Source organism: Actinoplanes lutulentus, from assembly GCF_003259845.1.
Lineage (GTDB): Bacteria > Actinomycetota > Actinomycetes > Mycobacteriales > Micromonosporaceae > Actinoplanes > Actinoplanes lutulentus.
Map to the genome: position 1 here is coordinate 12,107 of NZ_QLMJ01000018.1, position 19,112 is coordinate 31,218.

Genomic DNA, 19,112 nt, shown 5'->3' on the forward strand with positions numbered 1-19,112 from the left:
CTCCCCGGGGAATGCGATGAAGGCGGGAATTGCGAGACATCGGCGTTCGGCACCCGGACGCCGGTGGCGTGCGGGTGACGGCCGGTCAAGGTGAGCCTGAATTCGCCATAACTTGTTCCCCCGTCGGTGACGCAAGGAGAAGCATCCGGCGATCTTGCATGTTGGGCAAGATTTAACCGGCAGATAGTGATGTAACGCGCATTGGTAACAACGCCGTTACATTGACGCGGCCCTCGGATCAGGTCCGGTCACTGCGTCCGGTGGCCATGAGCAGGGCAAGTGCTGCGAACGCGGCGATCAACGGCGGCCAGTGGGCGGTTAGCGCGTACCCCAGCAGGAGCGTGACCGTCGCGCCTGCCGCGACCCATCCGGTGCGCACTGCGCGGCGCGTGCGCGCCGGCAGCAGCGTGACGCAGCGCCATGGCAGAAGACCTGCGGGGATCAGTACGCGCAGACCGAAACCGATCATCACGAGCACGACCGTTACGGCTGCGGCGCGGGCGGCGATCTGCCAGGAGGGCCATGGGTACGCCCCAAGCGCCAGCACCGCGACCAGCGGGACGCCCGCTCCGAGGCCCCGGCGGAAGCCGCTGAGCAGGCCACGGACCGGCCAGGTCAGCGCGGTGGTGTCGAGGCGGGCCGGATGATCGGCGGCGAGTTCGCGCAGGCTGCGCATCGACGATCGGACCCGGAGCCGTTCCGCGTCGAGCAGCGCGATCAGCCAGCGGCCGTCCGGGTTGTCGGGGTCCTGGGCGAGGGCTTTTCCGATCGCTTCGCGGGCGGGTTTGCGGCGGCCTGCGTGGCGTTCGATCTCACCGAGGGTGAGGAGGTCGGGGATGGAGCGGGGGTTGAGCGCGAGGGCGCGGTGGGCGGCGTCGCGGGCTCGGGGGAAGTCACGTCGCTGGTCGTGGACGCGGGCCAGGACGCGGTAGGCGGGTGGGTGCGTGGGGTCGAGGCGGACGGCTTCCTCGGCGGCGCGGAGGGCGGCGTCAGAATGCGAGGTGCCGGCTGAGTTTGGGGTGGCGGCTTTTTGGTTTTGGAGACTGGACTTTTCGTGTGCCGGGGCCAGCAGGAGGCACTCGGCCAGCTCGATGTGGGTGCCGGGCAGGTGCGGCGCCACTGCCACCGCTGCCTGGGCCACGGCCAGCGCCTCGGCGGCACGATTCTGACCGGCAATGTTCCGGCCGGCACTGGTCTGGGCGGCACCGGTCTGAGCGGCGCTGGTCTGGAGGCGGAGCAGGCCGGCCAGGAGGGTCAGCAGGTCCGGGTCGGCCGGGGTTTCGGCCAGGGCGCGGCGCACCTCGGACTCGGCGTCCGCGAGGCGGCCGACGTCGGCGAGTGCTCGGGCACGGGTTGCCGGCGTCACCGCACCTTGCGCTTCTTCAGGTACGCCGCCAGGTCGTCGTATTCGCCGCTCTCGTTCGCGAACATCGCCACGTTGCGGGCCGTGGCGAACCACGCGTCCGTCGACGGGCGCAGCTCGCGGGCGGCGGCCAGCATGTCCGCCTGGCCGATCATGCGGATCTCGCCGGTGGTGATCGAGTCGCGCATCGCGTACTCGGCGGCGGTCTCGCACAGGTGCGCCAGGTCGGCGCCGGAGAAGTGCTCGGTGGCCTGCGCGACCTGGTCCAGGTCGATGCCGGCAACCGGGCGGTCCCGCAGGTGGAACTCCAGGATCGCGGCGCGGGCGGCACGGTCCGGCGGCAGCACCAGGACGGTACGGTCCAGGCGCCCCGGACGCCGCAGGGCCGCGTCGACGTCCCAGGGAGCGTTCGTGGCCGCCAGGACGAACACCCCGTCGTTGCCGCCTTCGACACCGTCGAGCTCGGTGAGCAGCTGGTTCACCACGGTACGCATGGACGACTGCAACTGGCTGCGCTTGTGCCCGAGCGCGTCGATCTCGTCGAGGAACAGCACGCACGGGGCGTGACCGCGGGCCGACTCGAACAGGTCGTGCAGGTTCTTCTCCGAGCTGCCGACCCACATGTTCAGCACGTCGGTGATGCTCAGCGAGAGGAACGCGGCGCCCATCTCGCCGGCGACCGCGCGGGCCAGGAACGTCTTGCCGCAGCCGGGCGGACCGTACAGCAGCAGGCCGCCGCGCAGGCTCTTGCCGAACAGGGACCGCAGTTTCGGGTTGCGCAGCGGTCCGAGGAACGAGACCTCGAGGCGTTTCTTCACGTCGGCCATGCCCCCGACGTCGGCCAGAGTGATCGTGGCGCGTTCCACGTCGAAGACACGGTCCTGGTGGCCGCGTACCGCGTCCGGCTCGCCGTCGGCGGAGGAGCGGGCGAACCGGGGCGGCACGGAGTCGCCGAACTGCTCTTCGAGAGCACCCCAGTCAACGCCGGCCGGGCCGGTCGCGGCGGGCTGAGAGGCGGGCGGCACAGCCGGACCAGGCGGCGCGGCAGAAGCGGGCGGCGAGGCGGGGTCGGCCGGCGCCGCGGGAACCGGCGGGGCCGCTGGTGCCAGCGCCTGGGCCATCAGCTGCTGAGCGGTGACGTTGCCCGGCTCACTGGCCAGCACCTGCGCAGCGTGCCCGATCGCCTCGCCGCCACGGCCCGCGGACACCAGCAGTTCCGCCAGGTGCAGGCGCAACGGGAGGTCGTCCGGCCGGGCCCGCACCGCCGCGGTGAGGCTGTCGATCAAGGCGTCGCTCATGACACGCGATTATGCCCCTGCCGGGTAAGTACCTGCTGTGCACCGGGGACTCCGGCCGGCGGCGGACGAGGCGGAACTGTGAGAACCGTCACCGACCGTGTTCACGCGTACCAAAGAAATAGCGTGCGAAACGCAGAAAGGCCGCCCCTCGCGATGAATGCGAGAAACGGCCCTTCTTGGCATTTCTCAGGCTGGCCGGCGATATCCCGCGATGGGGCCACGGTCGATCGTCGCCATCCGCACGTAGTCGCCCGTGTGCGGTGCGTGGACCACCTTGCCGCCGCCGATGTAGATGGCGACATGGTGGATGTCGGAGTAGTAGAAGACGAGGTCACCCGGCTTCAACTCGCTCCGGCTCACTGACTTGGTCGAGCCCCACTGGTCCTTCGTGTAATGCTCGAGGGACACACCGACCGACGCCCATGCCTTCTGCGTCAGACCCGAGCAGTCATAACTGTTCGGGCCATTCGAGCCGAAGACATAAGGCTTGCCGATCAGGTCGCACGCCTTCTGCGCCGCGCGACCACCCTTGTCGTTGGTGTACGTGACCGGGCAGGGCCCGGTGCGCAGCGCACCGTCATCGACGTTCGCCGAACCGTAGGCGGCGATCCGGAGATCCTGGAGGTCCTTGATCTCTTTCTCGATCGCCTTCTTCTTCGACGCCAGGTCCTTGTCCCGGGCGCCGATCTCGGTGGCGAGCTGGTCGACGGTGGCCTTGTCACCTGCGTACTTGTCGCGGAGCTTGGCCACGTTCGCGATCGACTCGGTCTGGTGGACGGCGAGCTGGTCGAGGAGCGAGAGCTTCTCGGTCAGCGACGTCGGCCTGCCACTCATCAGCATCGCGTTGAACGCGTTCGGCGGGCCCTGCATGTAGGCATCGACCGCCATGCCCCGGACCTGGGCCATGGCGACGTCCACTTTCACCTGCAATGGAGTCAGGGTCTTCGCCAGCGAAGTCTGCTGCTTGCGCAGTTTCTTCAGCTTTGTGTGCACCGAGTTGTACTCCTCGATGACCGGCTCGAGCTTGTTCCACTGCTCGTCGATCTGCTTCTCGACGCTCGCCGGCGTGGGCTCGGCGTGGGCAACAGCGGGACCAGTGAGAACGACTCCGGCCGCGGCAATTACGCAGAGCAGACCGCGTAGAACGCCTTTCCGTTTCACTTAGGTGCGTTGTCCTTTCTTCCCACTCGACCACCGACCGGGTTAGCTGACGGGTTCGGGCGGGAAGCTGCCCGGCCGCTCACAGGGAGCGGCTTCACCCCGGAAACACCTGGGTCCCCGGCACGCGTCTGCGTTTAGGCGGCGGTTCGGCAGATCGACCGGTCGGGCGATGGGGGGCTACCGAACCGGGACCACCGTACCGGGATCAGAAGGCTAAATGAAGGAGGGCCGCACGCTGGAACCGTGAGCACCATTGCCATTACCCAGGGTTATTGAAATGGCCATGCATCGAGCGCCCGGCCCAACCAGGGCACTACCAAGATCACCGTGGGTAGCACCAGCAGACCCGCTGCGGCGACGATCGCGGCCACTGAGAGCGACCGGCTCTCCGGAAGATCCAGCCGGTCCAGCCGCCGCCGCCTGGTCTCGCCGGCGGCTCCCTCAGCGAGCGGCAACGCGTCCGCGAGACGCGACAACGCGGCCCGCAGCGGCTCAGGCCCGGTGCGGCGCCGCGCGGCATCGTCCGACACCATCTCCAACAGCAGGTGTACGGCATCAAGCGGCGCCCGGCTCCGCAGAAGCTTCGGCACCGCCTGGTAGAACGCGGTGAACGACTCCATCACCAGCTCGTGCCGGTGCCGCAGGTGGGCGCGCTCGTGAGCGAGGACGGCGTCGACCTGTTCGCGGTCGAGCACCTTGAGGACGGCGTCGCTGAGCACCACCCGGGGATCCCGGCCGGGCACGCAGTACGCCATCGGCAGCGCCCCGTCGAGAACCCGTACCTCACCACCGATCTCGCCGCGCTGCTCGACGTGGTCCAGCAGGTCGACGAGCATCCGGTGCCGGTCGCGGCGGGCCCGGGCCCGCGACGTCACCTGGGCCAGCGAGATGAGCAGCCGGATCACGATCGTCGCGGCCACCGCCAGGGACAGCACCAGCGCGACCACTGTCTCCGGATGCCGGGCACCGGCCGCCCGGGTCAGCTCCTCCGGGGCGGCCAGCACCACGCCGAGCGCGCAGAGCACCGCGGTCAGCGTGAGCGCCTGCCAGAGGACGACGGCGGCGACCGGGGCACGGTCGGGCCAGCGGGCGTTCGCCAGGATGCCGGGCGCGATCAGCGACAGTGTCAGTCCGAGGGCGCCCAGCAGGAGGGCGGTCACTGCTGGCGCGAAGCTTCGATCGCTGCCTTCAAGGCCTCAGGTGGCAACTGCCCCATGAAGTACGCGAGCGCGGCATCCCGGTCCGGCGTGGCGCTGAGCGCGTCGAGCATCACGCCGGCGGTCATCTCCTCGCGCGACTGCACCGGGGCGTACCTGTAGGCGCGGTCCGCTTTCTGCTGGGTGACCAGCTTCTTCTTGGCGAGCCGGTCCAGCACGGTCATCACCGTCGTGTACGCCAGGTCGCGATCACGGCTGAGCAACTCGTGAACCTGCCGGACCGTGAGCGGCTCGCGCGCGTCCCAGAGTTTCGTCATGACCTCGCGTTCGAGGTCCCCCATCGCCATGGTTCCCATCCTACGGGGCTCCTACGTCATCGCGTCGTACTACAAGGCGTAGTATCTACTACGAAGCGTCGTACTTCGTTGGGGGAACCTCGTGGACGTGCTCGATTTGACCCGGCTGCAGTTCGCGGTCGTGACGATCTATCACTATCTTTTCGTCCCGCTGTCGATCTGCCTGGCCTCGGCCGCGGCCGGGCTCCAGTTGGCGTGGATGCGCACGGGTCAGGAGAAATACCTGCATCTGACGAAGTTCGTCGGCAAGCTGCTGATCGTCACGTTCGCGGTCGGTGTGGTCACCGGGCTCGTCCAGGAGTTCCAGTTCGGGCTCGGGTGGAGCGCGTTCGCCCGCTTCTACGGCGACGTCTTCGGACCCACCCTCGCCATCGAGGGGATGCTCGCGTTCTTCCTCGAAGCGACGTTCCTCGCCCTCTGGTACTTCGGGTGGGACCGGCTGCCCCGCCGCCTGCACGCCGCCACGATCGTCATCGTCGCGGTGGGGACGCTGCTGTCGGCGTACATCATCCTGGCGGCCAACTCGTTCATGCAGAACCCGGTCGCGTACGCCCTTGATCCGGAGACCGGCCGGGCGCACCTGACGAGCTTCACCGAGCTGCTGACCAACGAGGTGGTCCTCGCCGCGTTCCCGCACACGATGGCCGGCGCGGCGATGGCCGGCGGCGGGCTGCTCCTGGCGATCGGCGTGTGGCGCTTCACGGCGGATGCCGCCTTCCGGACGCTCTCCCGGCTCGGTGCGTGGATCATGCTGGTCGGCGGGCTCGGAACCGTCATCAGCGGTGACCACATCGGCAAGGTCATGACGGCCGTGCAGCCGATGAAGATGGCCGCCGCCGAGGCGCTCTACGAGACGACCACCGGCGCGCCGTTCTCCGTCTTCGCGATCGGCGAGCTCGGCCACGACCGGCCGTTCTTCAGCATCGAGGTACCGAAGCTGCTGTCCTTCCTCGGCACCGGGTCGTTCAACGGGACCGTGCAGGGCATCGACGACCTGCAGGCCGCCTACGCCGCCCAGTACGGGCCCGGCAGTTACGTGCCGATGATCCCGGTGGCGTTCTGGACGTTCCGGCTGATGATGGGCGCCGGGATCCTCGCCATGGCGGTGGCCGCGTTCCACCTCTGGTCGACGTCGCCTCGCAGGTTCCCCCTGCTCCGGCTCCGGGTGCTGCGGTTCCTGCCGGCGATGCTGCGCCCCGGCAACGGCACGCCGACGATTTTCCTCCGGCTCATCTGGCTCGCCCCGATCCTGCCCGCCGCCGCGAACACCTTCGGCTGGATCTTCACCGAGACGGCACGCCAGCCCTGGCTCGCCTTCGGCATCTCCAAGGTGGCCGACGGGATCTCGCCGGGACTCACCAGCGCCGAGGTGATCACATCATTGGCCGGGTTCACGCTCGTCTACGGAATCCTGGCGGTGGTGTGGACCCGGCTGGTCATGCACCTGTCCCGCCAGCCACTGGAACCCGACCAAGCCGTCGCATCGGCCCCGGAACCCGTCCCGGCCTACTAGGAGCGCGTACTCATGGTCACTTTCTGGTTCGCGATCCTGGTCCTCGCCTGGGTGCTCTACTTCGTCCTCGAAGGATTCGACTTCGGCGTCGGCATGCTCACCCCCGTCCTCGGGCGCGACGAACACGAGCGAGGTGCCGTCATCCGTACCGTCGGGCCTTTCTGGGACGGCAACGAGGTCTGGCTGGTCGCCGCGATCGGCGTCACCTTCGCCGCCTTCCCCGACTGGTACGCCGCCCTGCTCTCCGGCCTCTATCTGCCGATGGTCCTGATCCTGCTGCTGCTCGCGATCCGCGGCGTGGCGCTGGAGTTCCGCGGCAAACACTCGTCGTCGCGCTGGCGCCGGCGCTGCGACGCGCTGCTCGCTCTCTCCTCCGGCGGCATCGTGCTGCTCTGGGGCGCCGTCCTCGGCATCTTCGTGCACGGCCTCGCGCTCGGCGCCGACGGCGAGGTCACCGGCGTCGGCGTCTCCCGCAGCCTCAGCCCGCTGCTCACCCCCGCCGCCGGGCTCGGCGCGCTGGGCGCGCTCCTCGCCGCAATCCTGCTGGGTGCGACGTTCCTCTCGCTGCGCACGACCGGCCCGGTGCGCCGCCGGGCACGCGACCTGGCACGCCACACCGGCATCGGCGGCGCGGTCGCCCTTTTGATCATTGGCATCGGTACGGGATCCCGCATCGCCCTCCTGGCAGCGGTCCTGTGTTTCGGGGCCGGGGTGCTGGCCCGCCGAGCCCGTGAGGCAGCGGCGTTCGTGGCGGTCGCGGCGGGCGTGGCCGCGTCGGTGGTCGCTGTCTTCCTGGTGCACGGCGACGTAGTGCTGCGCAGCACGCTGTCGGGAGCATGGTCGCTGACCAGGGATGGCGCGGCAGCCGGGCCGGAGGCGTTGCGGCTGATCACGGTGGCCGGGGTGATCGTGTTGCCGGGCGTTATGGCGTACCAAATCTGGTCTTATTGGGTTTTCCGCCGTCGGGTCTCGAGCGAGCGGGTCGCGTCGTGAGTCGTGGTCCTGTTGATCCGCGGCTGTTGCGGCATGCTCGGAGCAGCCGGGCCGGGGTAGCGCTTCTCACGCTGATCGGGGCTGGTCAGGCTGCTGCGACGCTCGCGCTCGCGGTCGCTCTGTGCTGGATCGTCGCGGGGGCAGGTGGCTCTGGCTTTGGCGGCGCTGGCTTTGGTGGCGCTGGCTTTGGTGGCTTTGTCGGTGGCGGCTTTGTGGGCGGTGGCTTTGTCGGTGGCTCTGCTGACGGCTCCGGGCGCGGGGCTGTTTCGGCTGGGGTTCTACTGCTGGCCGGGGCGTTCGTGGCGCGGGCCGTGCTCGCCTGGGCCGAGCAGGTGGTCGCCCGGCGCACCGCCGCCCGGGTCACCGACGAACTCCGCCGCTCCATGCTGGACGCGGTCGTCCGGCGCGGGCCGGCGTGGGTGGCGGACTACGGTTCGGGGCGGCTCGCCACGGTTCTCGGAACCGGCCTCGACGCGCTGAAGCCGTGGTTCTCCGGATATCTCCCGGCGGTGGCCCTCGGCGTGATCCTGCCGCCGCTGGTCATCCTGGTCATGTTCGTCGTCGACCCGGCTTCGGCGATCATCGCACTGCTCACGCTGCCGCTGATCCCGCTGCTCGGCGCGCTGATCGGCTGGGCGACACAGGCCCGTGCCCGGCAGCGCTGGGTAGCCGACGCGCGGCTGGCCGGCCACTTCCTCGACGTGGTCCGCGGCCTGGCGACGCTGAAGGTGTTCGGCCGCGCCGAACGCCAGACCGCAGTGATCGCCGACCTCACCGACCAGCACCGGCGCGCGACGATGCGGGTGCTGCGGGTCGCGTTCCTGTCGTCCACGGCGCTGGATCTGGTGGGCACGCTCTCGGTCGGCCTGATCGCGGTCCAGGCGGGATTGCGGGTGGCGGCCGGTTCGATGGAGCTGGCGCCCGCGCTGCTGGTGATCCTGCTGGCCCCGGAGGCGTATCGCCCGCTGCGCGAGATGGCGGCCCGTTATCACGCGGCCACCGATGCCACGGCCGTGATCGCCGACGTGGATGAGATCCTCACCGCTTCGTCGCCTGGGGATGTTCCCGCAGGCCGGGCGCTGGAGGATCAGGCGTTGGAGTATCAGGCGCGGGGAGATCGAGCACCGGAGGACCGGGCGCAGGGAGATCAAGCACTGGGAGATCATGCACTGGGAGATCGGGCGCTGGGAGATCGGGCGCTGGGCGGCGCGGCTTTCTGGGGTGGCTCGGGGCGCTGGGGGGTGCGGGTGAGCGGCCTGCGCGCGCGGTACCCCGGTTCGGTGCGGGACGCGGTGTTCCTGCCGGAGCTCACGGTCCGGGCCGGTGAGGCGGTGGCGCTGCGCGGCCCGTCCGGCGCCGGCAAGACGACGGTGCTGCGGGTACTCGCCGGGCTTCACCCCGCCGAAACGGGTGCTCTTGCCGTGGGGTGCGCCTTCTATCTGCCGCAGCGGCCGTCGCTTCCGCACGCCCGTACCGTCGCGGAGGTCTTCCCCCCGGACTCCTCCCCCGCCGAGATCGCCGATGCGCTGCGAACCGTCGGCCTGAACGGCGAGGTGACCGCCTCCACTCCCCTGAGCGAACACGGCGCTGGCATCTCCTCCGGCCAGCGCCAGCGCCTCGCCCTGGCCGCTCTGCTGCACCGAGCCTCCACCGCGCTCGCGTCCCTCGGGGCGGCCGGGGCGGCCGGTTCCAACGGGACGGACGGCGCCGCCGGTTCCCGCGGGGCCGACGGGGCGGTCAGTTCCAGCGGTTTGCGGGCGCGGCCGGTGGTGACGCTGCTGCTCGACGAGCCGACCGCCCACCTCGACGCCGCCGCCGAGAAGCTGGTGATTGCCCGCCTTCGCGACCTGGCCGGCCAGGGCTGCGCCCTCCTGGTCGTAGCCCACCGCCCGGCCCTGCTGTCCGCCGCCGACCGAGTGGTGACCCTCAACCCCCCGGACGCGGCTGAACAGGGCGGTCGCCGTGACGTACAGCCGGCAGCCCTGAGCGACAGCCGGTCCGCACGCGACAGCCAAACCGGACCGGCCGAACAGCACGGCCGCCATGATGTGCAGCCGGCAGCCCTGAGTGACAGCCGGGCTGCACGCGACAGCCAATCCAGACCGGCCGAACAGGGCGGTCGCCGTGATGTGCAGCCGGCAGCCCTGAGCGACAGCCAGACCGGAACGGCTGAACAGGGCGGTCGCCCTGACGTACAGCCGGCAGCCCTGGGTGACAGCCGGGGTGGGGGTGGCAGTGTGGCTGTGGGGAGCGTGCGCGGGTCGGTGGGAAGCGGTCAGCGGTGGGAGCGGTTGCGGCGGCCCTGGGTTGCGGTGGGGCTCGGGGCCGGGGCCTCGCTTGCCGGGGTGCTGCTCACCGGGGCTGCCGCGTGGCTGCTCGTACGGGCGTCGTCGCTGCCGCCGGTGCTGACGCTGTCAGGGGCTGTCGTCCTGGTACGCGGAAGTGCCGTCGCGCGGCCGCTGCTGCGTTACCTCGAACGGCTCGTCTCGCACGACCTCGCCTTCGCGCGGCTGGGGCGGCGGCGCGCGCGGGTCTACGCCGATCTGATCCCGCGGGTGCCGGGGCGGCGCGCGCATCGGCGGGGTGACCTGCTCACGAAGCTCGTCGACGACGTGGACGCCCAGGTTGACGGGCTGCTGCGCGGGCGGCTCCCGGCCTATGCGACGGCGGCTACCGTCGTGGTCGCGGGACTGGCCGCGCTCGGGACGGCACCCGCTGTTGTGGTGCCGCTCGCCGTCGGTGTGCTGATCGCCGGAGTGCTCGCGCCGGCTGTGGCCGCCTGGCAGGCCGGCCGGCTCGACGCTGCCACCGGCGCCGCACGGGCCTCGCTCCGGGACGCTGTCGTCGAGACCGTGGACGGCATCGAGGAGGTCGGTTCCGGTTCGGCTCGTTCGAGCGTACCCATGGATCGGAGCCGGACCCTCGCTGAGCTGGAGGCGCGCGCGGCGCGTGAGTCAGGCCTGGCTGCGGCGCTCGCCCACCTCGGGTGGGGGGCAGCAGCGGCCGGGACCGCCCTCGTGCTCGCCCGGTCCGGTCTGTCCGCCGAGTGGAGCGCGGTGGTGCTGCTCGGCATGATCACCCTGGGTGAGACGGTGGTGGCGCTGCCGGAGGCAGCGATCGCGCGGCGGCAGGCGGCGGGCGCGGCGCGGCGGGTGGGCACGCTGACGGCGCAACCGCCGGCCTCCGCGATGGTCACCCTGAGTGAGGCCAGTCCCTCTTCAGGTCCCGATCTCCGGGTACGGAATCTGACCGCCGGATGGGATCGCGACCTGCCGCCGGTTCTGGACGGGTTCGACCTCGAACTGCCCGCCGGATCACGGACCGCGGTGACCGGGCGGTCCGGCTCCGGGAAGTCGACGCTGGCCGCGGTGCTCGGCCGGCTCATCGATCCGTGGGCCGGAACGGTCGCGTTCGACGGGAAGACCGTGCTGGTCGGGGACGAGACGGGACATGTGTTCGCGTCGACCGTACGGGAGAATCTGCGTCTCGCGGCGCCGAGCGCGACCGATGCGCAGCTTGTGGCCACGCTGACGCGGGTGGGGCTCGGTGCGTGGGTGGCGGCGCTGCCGGACGGCCTGGACACCTGGCTCGGCACCGGCGGAAGCACGATCTCGGGCGGGCAGCGGCGGCGGCTGGCGACCGCGCGGGCGCTGCTGGCGGAGCCTGACCTGCTGATTCTGGACGAGCCGACGGAGGGGATCGACGAAGCCGGCGCGCAGGAGTTGATGGCGGACCTGTTGGGTGCGGCGTCCGGGCGTACCGTGCTGATCTTCGCGCATCGCGCGGAAGGTCTTGATCTGGTGGACCGGGTGATCGATCTGCAATCCATCCCATATCAGGCTACTTACGCCAGGATGGACTGATCGGTCCGTAAAGTGGGCGTCATGGCACGAACGCCCACCCCGGGCACCCGCGACACGATCCTGACCGCCGCCGCCGGGCTCTTCTACGAGCACGGCGTCCGGGCCGTCGGCATGGCACAGGTCGTCGAGGTGGCCGGGTGCGGCAAGAACCTGCTCTACCGGCACTTCCCCAGCAAGGCCGACCTGGCTGCCGCGTACCTCGACCTGGTCCGCCGCGAACGCGCCCAATCCGCCGGCGAGGCGCTGCGCTGGGCCGGGACTCCGGGTGAACGGCTGATCGCGCTGGTCGCCGAGATCGCTGATTGGGTACGGAGGCCGGGGTACCGGGGATGCGCGTTCCGCAATTATCTGACCGAGTTCCCGGGCGACGACGACGAGCCGGCGCGGGTCGCCAAGGGGTATCTCGCCGACACGCGCGCCGAGGTGGATCGGCTGGTGGGGCAGCTCGCGACGACGTCACCCGACGTCTTCGCCGACCGGGTGTGGCTGGTCGTGAACGGGCTGTACGCCAGCAGCCCGGAGCAGGCCCCGACAGCCGTCGACTGGGTCACCGAACTGGTGGCGTCGGGTCAGCCTGCCGCTCGGAGATCCAGCGAGTAGAGGAGCTTGTCGTAGCGTTCGTCGCCCACCGCTACGAAGGCGTTCAGCGTGCCGTATCGAGTGAAGCCCGCTGACTCGTAGAGGGCTGCCGCTCGGGTGTTGTCGCCTCGTAGGTCCAGGGTCAGTGTCTCGATATTCTGGTGCAGGGCGGCGGCCACCAGTGTGGTCAGCAGGGTGCGGCCCAGGCCCTCGCCCTGCGCTGCCGGGGAGACGGCCAGTTTCTCCAGGTCCGCGTTGACCCGGTGGGTGGGGCGGTCGTAACGGCGCCAGTAGCCCACACCCGTCACCTCGCCGGTCGCGGTCGTCGCCAGGGCCAGGGCGGCGTCGCCGGAAGGTATGCCGGATGCCACTGACTCCAGCAGCCGGTGGACCTCCGGGGGTGATGGTGGTTCCACCCAGCCGAGGGCCGCGCCGGCGGACACCAGGTCGTGCAGCAGGGTGGCGGTCTGTGCCGCTTCGTCGTCGGTGATGCCGTCCGCGCCGATCAGGCGTACCTCGGAGTAACCCACGGGAGGAGTCAAGCAGAGTCGCCGGTCAGCAGGTCCAGCGCCTCCTTCTCGGCTGCGGCCACCTTTTCGTCCGCGAAGTGCTCGGTTACGCGTACCCATGTCCCTGTCTTTGAAGGGTGAGGTGGGTCCGGAGGTCTCACTCGGGGGTCTCACTCGGAGGTCTCACTCGGCAGGGGTGAGGTGCGGGCGGCTCGGGCGGCGCAGGCTCGGGGGATGAACGGTTGGCTCATGTGGGGACTGGTTCTGCCTGTGCTGCTGGTGGTCGCGGGTGTCGTCAACTATCGGCGCAACCGCTCGAATCGCCGGCGTTGAGACCCTGCTCGGGTCCGCTAGCCGGATCTTGGGTGGGCGACAAGCCGGATTCGCGACAGGGTGTCGGTAGAGAAAAGTGTCGTACGGGTGTTCGAGAATGGGGGTGTGCGTGAGGCGGTCGGGAAGTTGCGGGAGGACGTGGTGGCGTTTGCCACCGCGCACCCGGCCGTGGCCGCCGACGAGGTCGCTGCTGACTGCGTCGCCGAGCTTCACGAGGCGATCCAGGCGCTGACGGCGGTTCAGTTACGGCTGGTCAGGCAGCTTGATCGCAACGGTTTCGCAAAGGCGACGTCCTCTCGTGGCACTGCGGCGTGGCTGCGCGACCGGCTCCGGGTGGACTGGCACGTCGCCCGGACGATGGTGGAGCAGGCCACTCTTCTCGATCAGCGGCCCGCGCTCGACGACGCACTCAGCGCCGGTGAGGTCTCCGGCGCCCAGGTGCGGGTGATCGGCGAGGCGCTCCGGTTCCTGCCGGAGGAGGTCGGGCCGGAAACGGTCTCCGCCGCGGAGCTCGCTCTGATCGAGCACGCGGGGCGCTTCGAGCCTGCCCGGCTCCGCAAGCTCGGCGACCGGATCCTGGAGCATGTCGCGCCTGGGGAGGCGACGCGGCTCGAGGGTGAGTCGCTGCGCCGGGCCGAGCAACGCGCCTGGTGGCGTCGTGGGCTCACGCTCTGTGCCCCGGTCAGCGGCAGCGTCCGCATCACCGGATGCCTGACCGTCGAGGATGCGGCCATCGTGCAGGCAGCGCTCGAGCCGCTCTGCGCGCCGGCCTCTCAGCGAGACCGTGCCGGCGACTCCGAGGATGACAGTTCCTCGCCGCGCCGGCGTCGTGCCGACGCGCTGGTCGAGGTCTGCCGGCTAGCCCTGCGATCCGGGACCCTGCCGGACCACGGCGGGCTGCCGCCGCAGCTCTCCGTCACGATCGACTACGAGGCGTTGCTCAGCGGAGTCGGGGCCGCGTCTGTCGACAGCGGCGCCCGGCTGAACGCCGAGACGGCCCGCCGGATGGCGTGCGACGCACGGATCCTGCCGGTCGTTCTCGGTGGGGCCGGCGAGCCCCTCGATCTGGGTCGCGCCCGGCGGCTGTTCACGCCGGCGCAGCGGCAGGCGCTCAACGTTCGCGACGGTGGATGCGCGTTCCCGGACTGCGATCGGCCGCCTCGATGGTGCGAGTCCCACCACATGCTTCCCTGGGATCAAGGCGGGCCGACCGACGTGTCACAGGGGGTTCTCCTGTGCCGCCCCCACCACCGCCTCGTCCATGGAGGAGGCTGGGCTGCGCGAAAGGGCCCGGACGGGCTGCCGGAATTCGTTCCACCGCCGTTCGTCGATCCGCTTCGGCAGCCTCAGCGGAATGTTCTGCGCCGGCCTGAGGTGCGGTTGCGAACGTAGGACGCGGCAGACTTCGTCACAGTTTGTCGCGCAGCTCCTTGGTGAAGAAGTCGAGGAAGCCGTCCGGGTCCGGCCCCGCGTTCATCAGGACGATGTGGTCGTATCCCGCGTCGCGGTACTGCTGGACCGACTCCACGTAGCGTGCCGGGTCGGGTCCGGTGACGAATTGCTGGCGCACGTCGTCCTCGGTGACCGTCGCGGAAGCCGCCTCGAAGTTGACCGGGTTCGGTAGCTCGGACATCACCTTCCAGCCGGTGACCGCCCAGCGGGTGGTCCGGTGAGCCTCCGTGACCGCTTCCTCCTCGGTGGGTGCCCACGCGACCGCGACCTCGGCATATGCCGGGCCTCGACCGCCCGCCGCGGTGAACGTCTCCACAAGGTCGGCGCGCGGCTCGGTCGCGAACAGTCCACCGCCGTGGGTGGCCGCGAGTTCTGCCGCTGACTTGCCGCCGGCCGCTACCGCGATCACCGGGAGCACGTCCGGCAGGTCGAACACCCGGGCGTCCTCAAGTTGCAGGTATTTTCCCTGGTAGGACTGGTATCCGCCCTGCCAGAGCAGGTTGATGATGTCGAGCGCCTCGGCGAGCCGCTCGTGCCGTTCCCGGACGCTGCCGAATCCCTGGCCCACCACGTGCTCGTTGAGCCGCTCCCCCGAGCCGACACCGAGCGTGAACCGGCCGTCCGAGATGATCGCCAGGGTTGCTGCCGCCTGCGCGATGATCGCGGGGTGATAGCGCACCGACGGACAGGTCACGCCGGTCGCTAGCCCGAGAGTGCGGGTCTGGACGGCGATCGCGCTCAGCACGTTCCAGGCGAACGGCGAGTGACCCTGCACGTCCAGCCACGGGTGGTAATGGTCGCTGATCTCGACGAAGTCGAAGCCGGCCTGCTCCGCCCGGATCGCCTGCCGGATGAGTTCCTTGGGGCCGAAGGCCTCGGCCGCGAGCTTGTACCCGAGTTTCATGCTGCTGGCGATTCCCCGGGTCCGTCGCCACAAACGTTCGTCCTGCTCGGGTCGGGCGTCGGGGCCGGGCGTCAGGCGCCGGGCGTCAGGCGCCGGGCGCCGGGCGTCAGGCGCCGGGCGTCAGGCGCCGGGCGTCAGGCGCCGGGCGCCGGGCGTCAGGCGCCGGGCGTCAGGCGCCGGGCGTCAGGCGCCGGGCGTCAGGCGCCGGGGCCGGGTCCGGGGGCAGAGGCCAGGGTCAGGGCGTGACACTGCGTAACGCTAGGCGCAAGTCCAGCCGGCACCGGCCGCATGCCAATCCAGCGTCGAAGTCAAGCACCATGCGGCGCCGGACCCGGGAACTGCGACCCCGGCCCACAGGAAGCGCGGCATCAGCCCCGCGAAGTGCCGCGTCGGACTCAGGGCGGTCAAATTCCCAGATCAGGGGTACGGGAACCGGCCCCGCTCATGCTTGTTAGGGTCCCCAACCGTGAGCGAAACCAGCGGCCCAGCCACCGGAACCCGCGTCATCGGCGGCCGGACCTACGACTTCTCCCGCCGCGTCGTCGTGATGGCGATCGTGAACCGTACGCCGGACTCGTTCCACGACCGGGGCCGCACGTTCGCGCTGGAGAAGGCGACCGAGGCGGTCAAAGCAGCGGCCGATGACGGTGCCGACTGGATCGACATCGGCGGCGTCCCGTTCGCACCGGGCCCGGAGGTCACCGCCGCGGAGGAACTGGACCGGGTGCTCCCGGTCGTCGAAGCGGCCCGAGACCTGGCCGTGGTCTCGGTCGACACGTTCCGCCCGGAGGTCGCCCGCGAAGTGATCAAGGCCGGTGCCGGGGTCATCAACGATACCTCTGGTCTGCGGGACCCTGCGATGGCCGACGCCGTCGCCGGAACCGACGCCCAACTGGTGATTACGCACAGCCTTGCCGCGCCGCGTACCCTCCACCCTCGGCCGCAGTACGGCGACGTCACCGCCGAAGTGGCCGGTTTCCTGCGAGAACGGGTCGGGCTGGCGCTGTCCCGCGGGGTACGCCCGGACCAGATCATCATCGACCCGGGCCATGACCTGAACAAGAACACCCTGCACACGCTGGAGATCACTCGCCGCCTCGAGGAGATCACCTCGATCGGCTACCCGACTCTGGCGGCGCTGAGCAACAAGGACTTCATCGGCGAGACCCTGGACCGGCCGCAGCAGGACCGGCTGGCCGGAACCCTGGCCACGGTGGTCTTCTGTATCCTGCGCGGCGCCCGGATCATGCGGGTGCACGACGTCCGGGCGGCAACCGACGCGGTACGCATGACCGAGGCGATGCTGGGCTGGCGCGAACCGGTCTACCTGCGCCACAACATGGACTGAGGTCCAGCCCCGGCAGCGGTCTCGGTCGACTCAGTCCCGGTCGACTCAGTCCCGGTCGACTCAGTCCCGGTCAGCTCAGTCCCGGTCAGCTCAGTCCCGGTCAGCTCAGTCCCGGTCAGCTCAGTCCCGGTCAGCTCAGTCCCGGTTTGTTTGATCCCGTCTACTCAGTCCGTGTCGGGGCGCGGCAGGGTTCCGAGGATGTCCGCCATCCACGGCTGCGGTTCGACCGCGTCCGGTCCGAGGACCCGCATCGCACCAAGCACGGTGATCAACATGCCCATCGCGAAAAAGTCGCGGGCCTCCTCGGCAGTCGCGCCGGTCAACTCCCGCACGACGGTGTACAGATTGCCGTAACAGGACCGCACCGCCTCGCCGATCGCCGGATCCTCAGCCGCGCCGAAGCCGTGCAGCAGCACGATCAACAGCTCTCGCTCAGCAAGAAGTTCCTTGTATGCGTGGCCGAGCCCGCGCAGCGTCGGCTCCTCCGCGGCGGCTGCCCGCCACTTCATCTCGATCTGGTCGCCGGCGTGCCGCACGGTGGCGAGGAAGAGCTCCTGCTTCGACCCGAAGAGGCGGATCACGTACGGCTGGGAGACGCCCGCGAGTCGTGCCACCTGGTCGGTGGTCGTGCCCGCGTAGCCGCCGAGAGCGAAGGCCTGCAGTGCGGCCGTCACGAGCTGGCCGTGGCGTTCCTGTGCGGTGAAGCGGGTCCGAGTCACGTTGACATGTTATCAGTCAATGCATACTGTGATTAGTTATCAGCGAATAACAACCACGCCTGACAGCACGTCACTGGATAGCGCCTTCAAGGGGGAAAACCGTGACCACGCTTGCACCCACTTCGCCGGAAGCCCAGCCCCGCACCCGGCCCCGGCCGCTCGGCCTGGTGCTCGCCGCCGTCGGCATCCCGACGTTCATGGTTTCGCTCGACAACCTGGTCGTCAGCACGGCGCTGCCGGTCATCCGTACCGAACTGGGCGCCTCGATCACGGACCTGCAGTGGTTCGTCAACGCGTACACACTTCCGTTCGCGGCCTTCCTGCTCACCGCGGCCGCGCTCGGCGACCGGCTCGGTCGCCGGCGGATGTTCCTGGCCGGCATCGTCGTGTTCACCGCCGCGTCCGCCGGGGCAGCCCTCGCCTCCGAGCCGTGGCAGCTCACCGCCACCCGTGCCTTGCAGGGCCTCGGCGGCGCGGCCATCGCACCGCTGTCACTGACACTGCTCGCCCAGGCCGTCCCGGATCGGCTACGTAACGTCGCGGTCGGCATCTGGGGCGGCATCACCGGCCTCGGCGTAGCCCTCGGCCCGGTCGTCGGCGGCGCCGTGGTCGACGGCCTCACCTGGAACTGGATCTTCTGGGTCAACGTGCCGATCGGCGTCGTCGCGCTGGTGCTCGCGGCCACGGTTCTCGGCGAGTCCCGCGGTGGGGCACGGCGGCTCGATCCGCTCGGCCTGGTCCTGTCGGCGAGCGGCATGCTGCTGCTGATCTGGGGCGTCGTCGACGGGCCGGACCGGGGATGGACCACCGGCCGGGTGCCGCTCATGCTGGGCGCGGGCGTCGCGCTCACTGCCGGCTTCCTCTTCTGGCAGACCCGCAACCGTACGCCGATGCTGCCGCTCTCCCTCTTCCGGTCACGCGGGTTCAGCCTGGTCAACGTCGTCACCCTGACGTTCTCGGCCGGCGCGTTCGGCGCGGTCTTCCTGCTCGCCCAGTTCTTCCAGGTGGTGCAGGGGCTCAGCCCGCTGGAGTCCGGCCTGCGCACCCTGCCGTGGACTGCCGCTCCGATGATCGTCGCGCCGCTGGCCGGCATCTTCGGCGCACGGCTCGGCGTCCGTAACCTCATCGTCGCCGGCCAGCTCTTCCTCGCCGCCGGCCTCCTCTGGATCGGGCTCGCCACGACGACCGACGTCACGTACGGACGCCTGGTCGTCGCGTTCGCCCTAGCCGGAATCGGGATGGGCCTGACGTTCGCACCGATCAGCACGATGACCCTCGCCAGCGTCACCGAGCAGCAGCGCGGCGTCGCATCCGGTACGAACAACACGATCCGCGAGTTCGGCGTCGCGGCCGGCGTGGCCGCGTTGTCCTCGATCTTCAGCACGTACGGCGGGTTCGCCAGTCACCAGAATTTCGTGGACGGACTGACTCCGGCCGTCCTGACCGGCGCCGCCGTGATCGCGGCCGGGGCCGTGGTGGCGGCGTTTCTTCCCCGCCGGAGCTGAGGCCCGATCTCAGCGGAGCTGTGGATCAGGGACTTCAGCGGAGCCGTAGATCTGGATTC

The 19,112-nt window shown here is 70.2% G+C and carries 16 protein-coding genes and 1 riboswitch; of the genes, 7 read left to right on the forward strand and 9 right to left on the reverse strand.

What is annotated here, in order from left to right; translation table 11 throughout:
• Positions 1 to 238: 238 nt before the first annotated feature.
• The 5 genes from B0I29_RS32355 to B0I29_RS32375 form a co-directional block, all read right to left on the reverse strand.
• The gene (locus B0I29_RS32355; protein ID WP_111652933.1) at positions 239 to 1,366 is read right to left on the reverse strand and encodes a tetratricopeptide repeat protein; all 1,128 of its coding nucleotides are present in this window, start codon (positions 1,364 to 1,366) and stop codon (positions 239 to 241) included.
• On the reverse strand, positions 1,363 to 2,661 hold the full coding sequence (locus tag B0I29_RS32360; RefSeq protein WP_111652934.1) for an ATP-binding protein: 1,299 nt from the start codon (positions 2,659 to 2,661) through the stop codon (positions 1,363 to 1,365). Before B0I29_RS32360 ends, B0I29_RS32355 begins: the two co-directional genes overlap by 4 nt.
• A 186-nt stretch (positions 2,662 to 2,847) precedes the next feature.
• Complete coding sequence (locus B0I29_RS32365; protein WP_245972893.1) at positions 2,848 to 3,822, reverse strand: C40 family peptidase; 975 nt, start codon at positions 3,820 to 3,822, stop codon at positions 2,848 to 2,850.
• A 16-nt stretch (positions 3,823 to 3,838) separates the two neighbouring features.
• A riboswitch (cyclic di-AMP (ydaO/yuaA leader) is annotated at positions 3,839 to 3,973 on the reverse strand.
• Positions 3,974 to 4,091: 118 nt separating this feature from the next.
• A complete protein-coding gene (locus B0I29_RS32370; RefSeq protein WP_111652935.1) occupies positions 4,092 to 4,982 on the reverse strand; it encodes a M56 family metallopeptidase in 891 nt (296 codons plus the stop codon).
• On the reverse strand, positions 4,979 to 5,326 hold the full coding sequence (locus tag B0I29_RS32375; protein ID WP_111653113.1) for a BlaI/MecI/CopY family transcriptional regulator: 348 nt from the start codon (positions 5,324 to 5,326) through the stop codon (positions 4,979 to 4,981). The genes B0I29_RS32370 and B0I29_RS32375 overlap by 4 nt, the downstream gene beginning before the upstream one ends.
• Positions 5,327 to 5,417: 91 nt before the next feature.
• Between B0I29_RS32375 and B0I29_RS32380 the strand changes: the two genes are divergently transcribed.
• The 4 genes from B0I29_RS32380 to B0I29_RS32395 are packed head-to-tail and all read left to right on the forward strand — an operon-like array spanning position 5,418 to position 12,304.
• Positions 5,418 to 6,848 carry a cytochrome ubiquinol oxidase subunit I gene (locus B0I29_RS32380; RefSeq protein ID WP_111652936.1) on the forward strand — a complete coding sequence of 477 codons (1,431 nt, stop codon included), beginning with the start codon at positions 5,418 to 5,420 and terminating at the stop codon, positions 6,846 to 6,848.
• 12 nt (positions 6,849 to 6,860) lie between these two features.
• Positions 6,861 to 7,841, forward strand: coding sequence for a cytochrome d ubiquinol oxidase subunit II (gene cydB, locus B0I29_RS32385; RefSeq protein ID WP_111652937.1), 981 nt, complete (start codon positions 6,861 to 6,863; stop codon positions 7,839 to 7,841).
• Complete coding sequence (cydC, locus tag B0I29_RS32390) at positions 7,838 to 11,704, forward strand: thiol reductant ABC exporter subunit CydC (RefSeq protein ID WP_375790605.1); 3,867 nt, start codon at positions 7,838 to 7,840, stop codon at positions 11,702 to 11,704. Before cydB ends, cydC begins: the two co-directional genes overlap by 4 nt.
• A 21-nt stretch (positions 11,705 to 11,725) precedes the next feature.
• Positions 11,726 to 12,304 (forward strand): TetR/AcrR family transcriptional regulator, encoded by a 579-nt coding sequence (locus B0I29_RS32395; protein WP_111652938.1) that lies wholly within the window; start codon positions 11,726 to 11,728, stop codon positions 12,302 to 12,304.
• On the opposite strand, the gene B0I29_RS32400 is transcribed toward B0I29_RS32395, so the two are convergent.
• On the reverse strand, positions 12,274 to 12,813 hold the full coding sequence (locus B0I29_RS32400) for a GNAT family N-acetyltransferase (protein ID WP_245972899.1): 540 nt from the start codon (positions 12,811 to 12,813) through the stop codon (positions 12,274 to 12,276). The two genes, B0I29_RS32395 and B0I29_RS32400, sit on opposite strands and share 31 nt — an antisense overlap.
• Positions 12,814 to 13,230: 417 nt before the next feature.
• On the opposite strand from B0I29_RS32400, the gene B0I29_RS32405 reads away from it, so the two are divergent.
• Positions 13,231 to 14,517, forward strand: coding sequence for an HNH endonuclease signature motif containing protein (locus tag B0I29_RS32405; RefSeq protein WP_181558078.1), 1,287 nt, complete (start codon positions 13,231 to 13,233; stop codon positions 14,515 to 14,517).
• A 16-nt stretch (positions 14,518 to 14,533) separates the two neighbouring features.
• On the opposite strand, the gene B0I29_RS32410 is transcribed toward B0I29_RS32405, so the two are convergent.
• Positions 14,534 to 15,481 carry a TIGR03557 family F420-dependent LLM class oxidoreductase gene (locus tag B0I29_RS32410; RefSeq protein WP_111652941.1) on the reverse strand — a complete coding sequence of 316 codons (948 nt, stop codon included), beginning with the start codon at positions 15,479 to 15,481 and terminating at the stop codon, positions 14,534 to 14,536.
• Between the two features lie 466 nt (positions 15,482 to 15,947).
• Here B0I29_RS32410 and folP point away from each other — a divergent pair, with 466 nt between their 5' ends.
• The gene (folP, locus tag B0I29_RS32415; RefSeq protein WP_111652942.1) at positions 15,948 to 16,829 is read left to right on the forward strand and encodes a dihydropteroate synthase; all 882 of its coding nucleotides are present in this window, start codon (positions 15,948 to 15,950) and stop codon (positions 16,827 to 16,829) included.
• On the opposite strand, the gene B0I29_RS47865 is transcribed toward folP, so the two are convergent.
• On the reverse strand, positions 16,805 to 16,984 hold the full coding sequence (locus B0I29_RS47865; RefSeq protein WP_111653115.1) for a pentapeptide repeat-containing protein: 180 nt from the start codon (positions 16,982 to 16,984) through the stop codon (positions 16,805 to 16,807). The genes folP and B0I29_RS47865 overlap by 25 nt on opposite strands.
• 9 nt (positions 16,985 to 16,993) lie before the next feature.
• Positions 16,994 to 17,548 carry a TetR/AcrR family transcriptional regulator gene (locus B0I29_RS32425; protein WP_111652943.1) on the reverse strand — a complete coding sequence of 185 codons (555 nt, stop codon included), beginning with the start codon at positions 17,546 to 17,548 and terminating at the stop codon, positions 16,994 to 16,996.
• A gap of 101 nt (positions 17,549 to 17,649) precedes the next feature.
• On the opposite strand from B0I29_RS32425, the gene B0I29_RS32430 reads away from it, so the two are divergent.
• The gene (locus tag B0I29_RS32430) at positions 17,650 to 19,053 is read left to right on the forward strand and encodes an MFS transporter (RefSeq protein WP_111652944.1); all 1,404 of its coding nucleotides are present in this window, start codon (positions 17,650 to 17,652) and stop codon (positions 19,051 to 19,053) included.
• Positions 19,054 to 19,112: the final 59 nt, after the last annotated feature.

Excerpts from the sequence above, each read along its gene's own strand:
- B0I29_RS32360 (WP_111652934.1), bottom strand. The coding sequence starts at position 2,661 with ATGAGCGACGCCTTGATCGACAGCCTCACCGCGGCGGTGCGGGCCCGG.
- B0I29_RS32375 (WP_111653113.1), bottom strand. The coding sequence starts at position 5,326 with ATGGCGATGGGGGACCTCGAACGCGAGGTCATGACGAAACTCTGGGAC.
- cydB (WP_111652937.1), top strand. The coding sequence starts at position 6,861 with ATGGTCACTTTCTGGTTCGCGATCCTGGTCCTCGCCTGGGTGCTCTAC.
- B0I29_RS32395 (WP_111652938.1), top strand. The coding sequence starts at position 11,726 with ATGGCACGAACGCCCACCCCGGGCACCCGCGACACGATCCTGACCGCC.
- B0I29_RS32410 (WP_111652941.1), bottom strand. The coding sequence starts at position 15,481 with ATGAAACTCGGGTACAAGCTCGCGGCCGAGGCCTTCGGCCCCAAGGAA.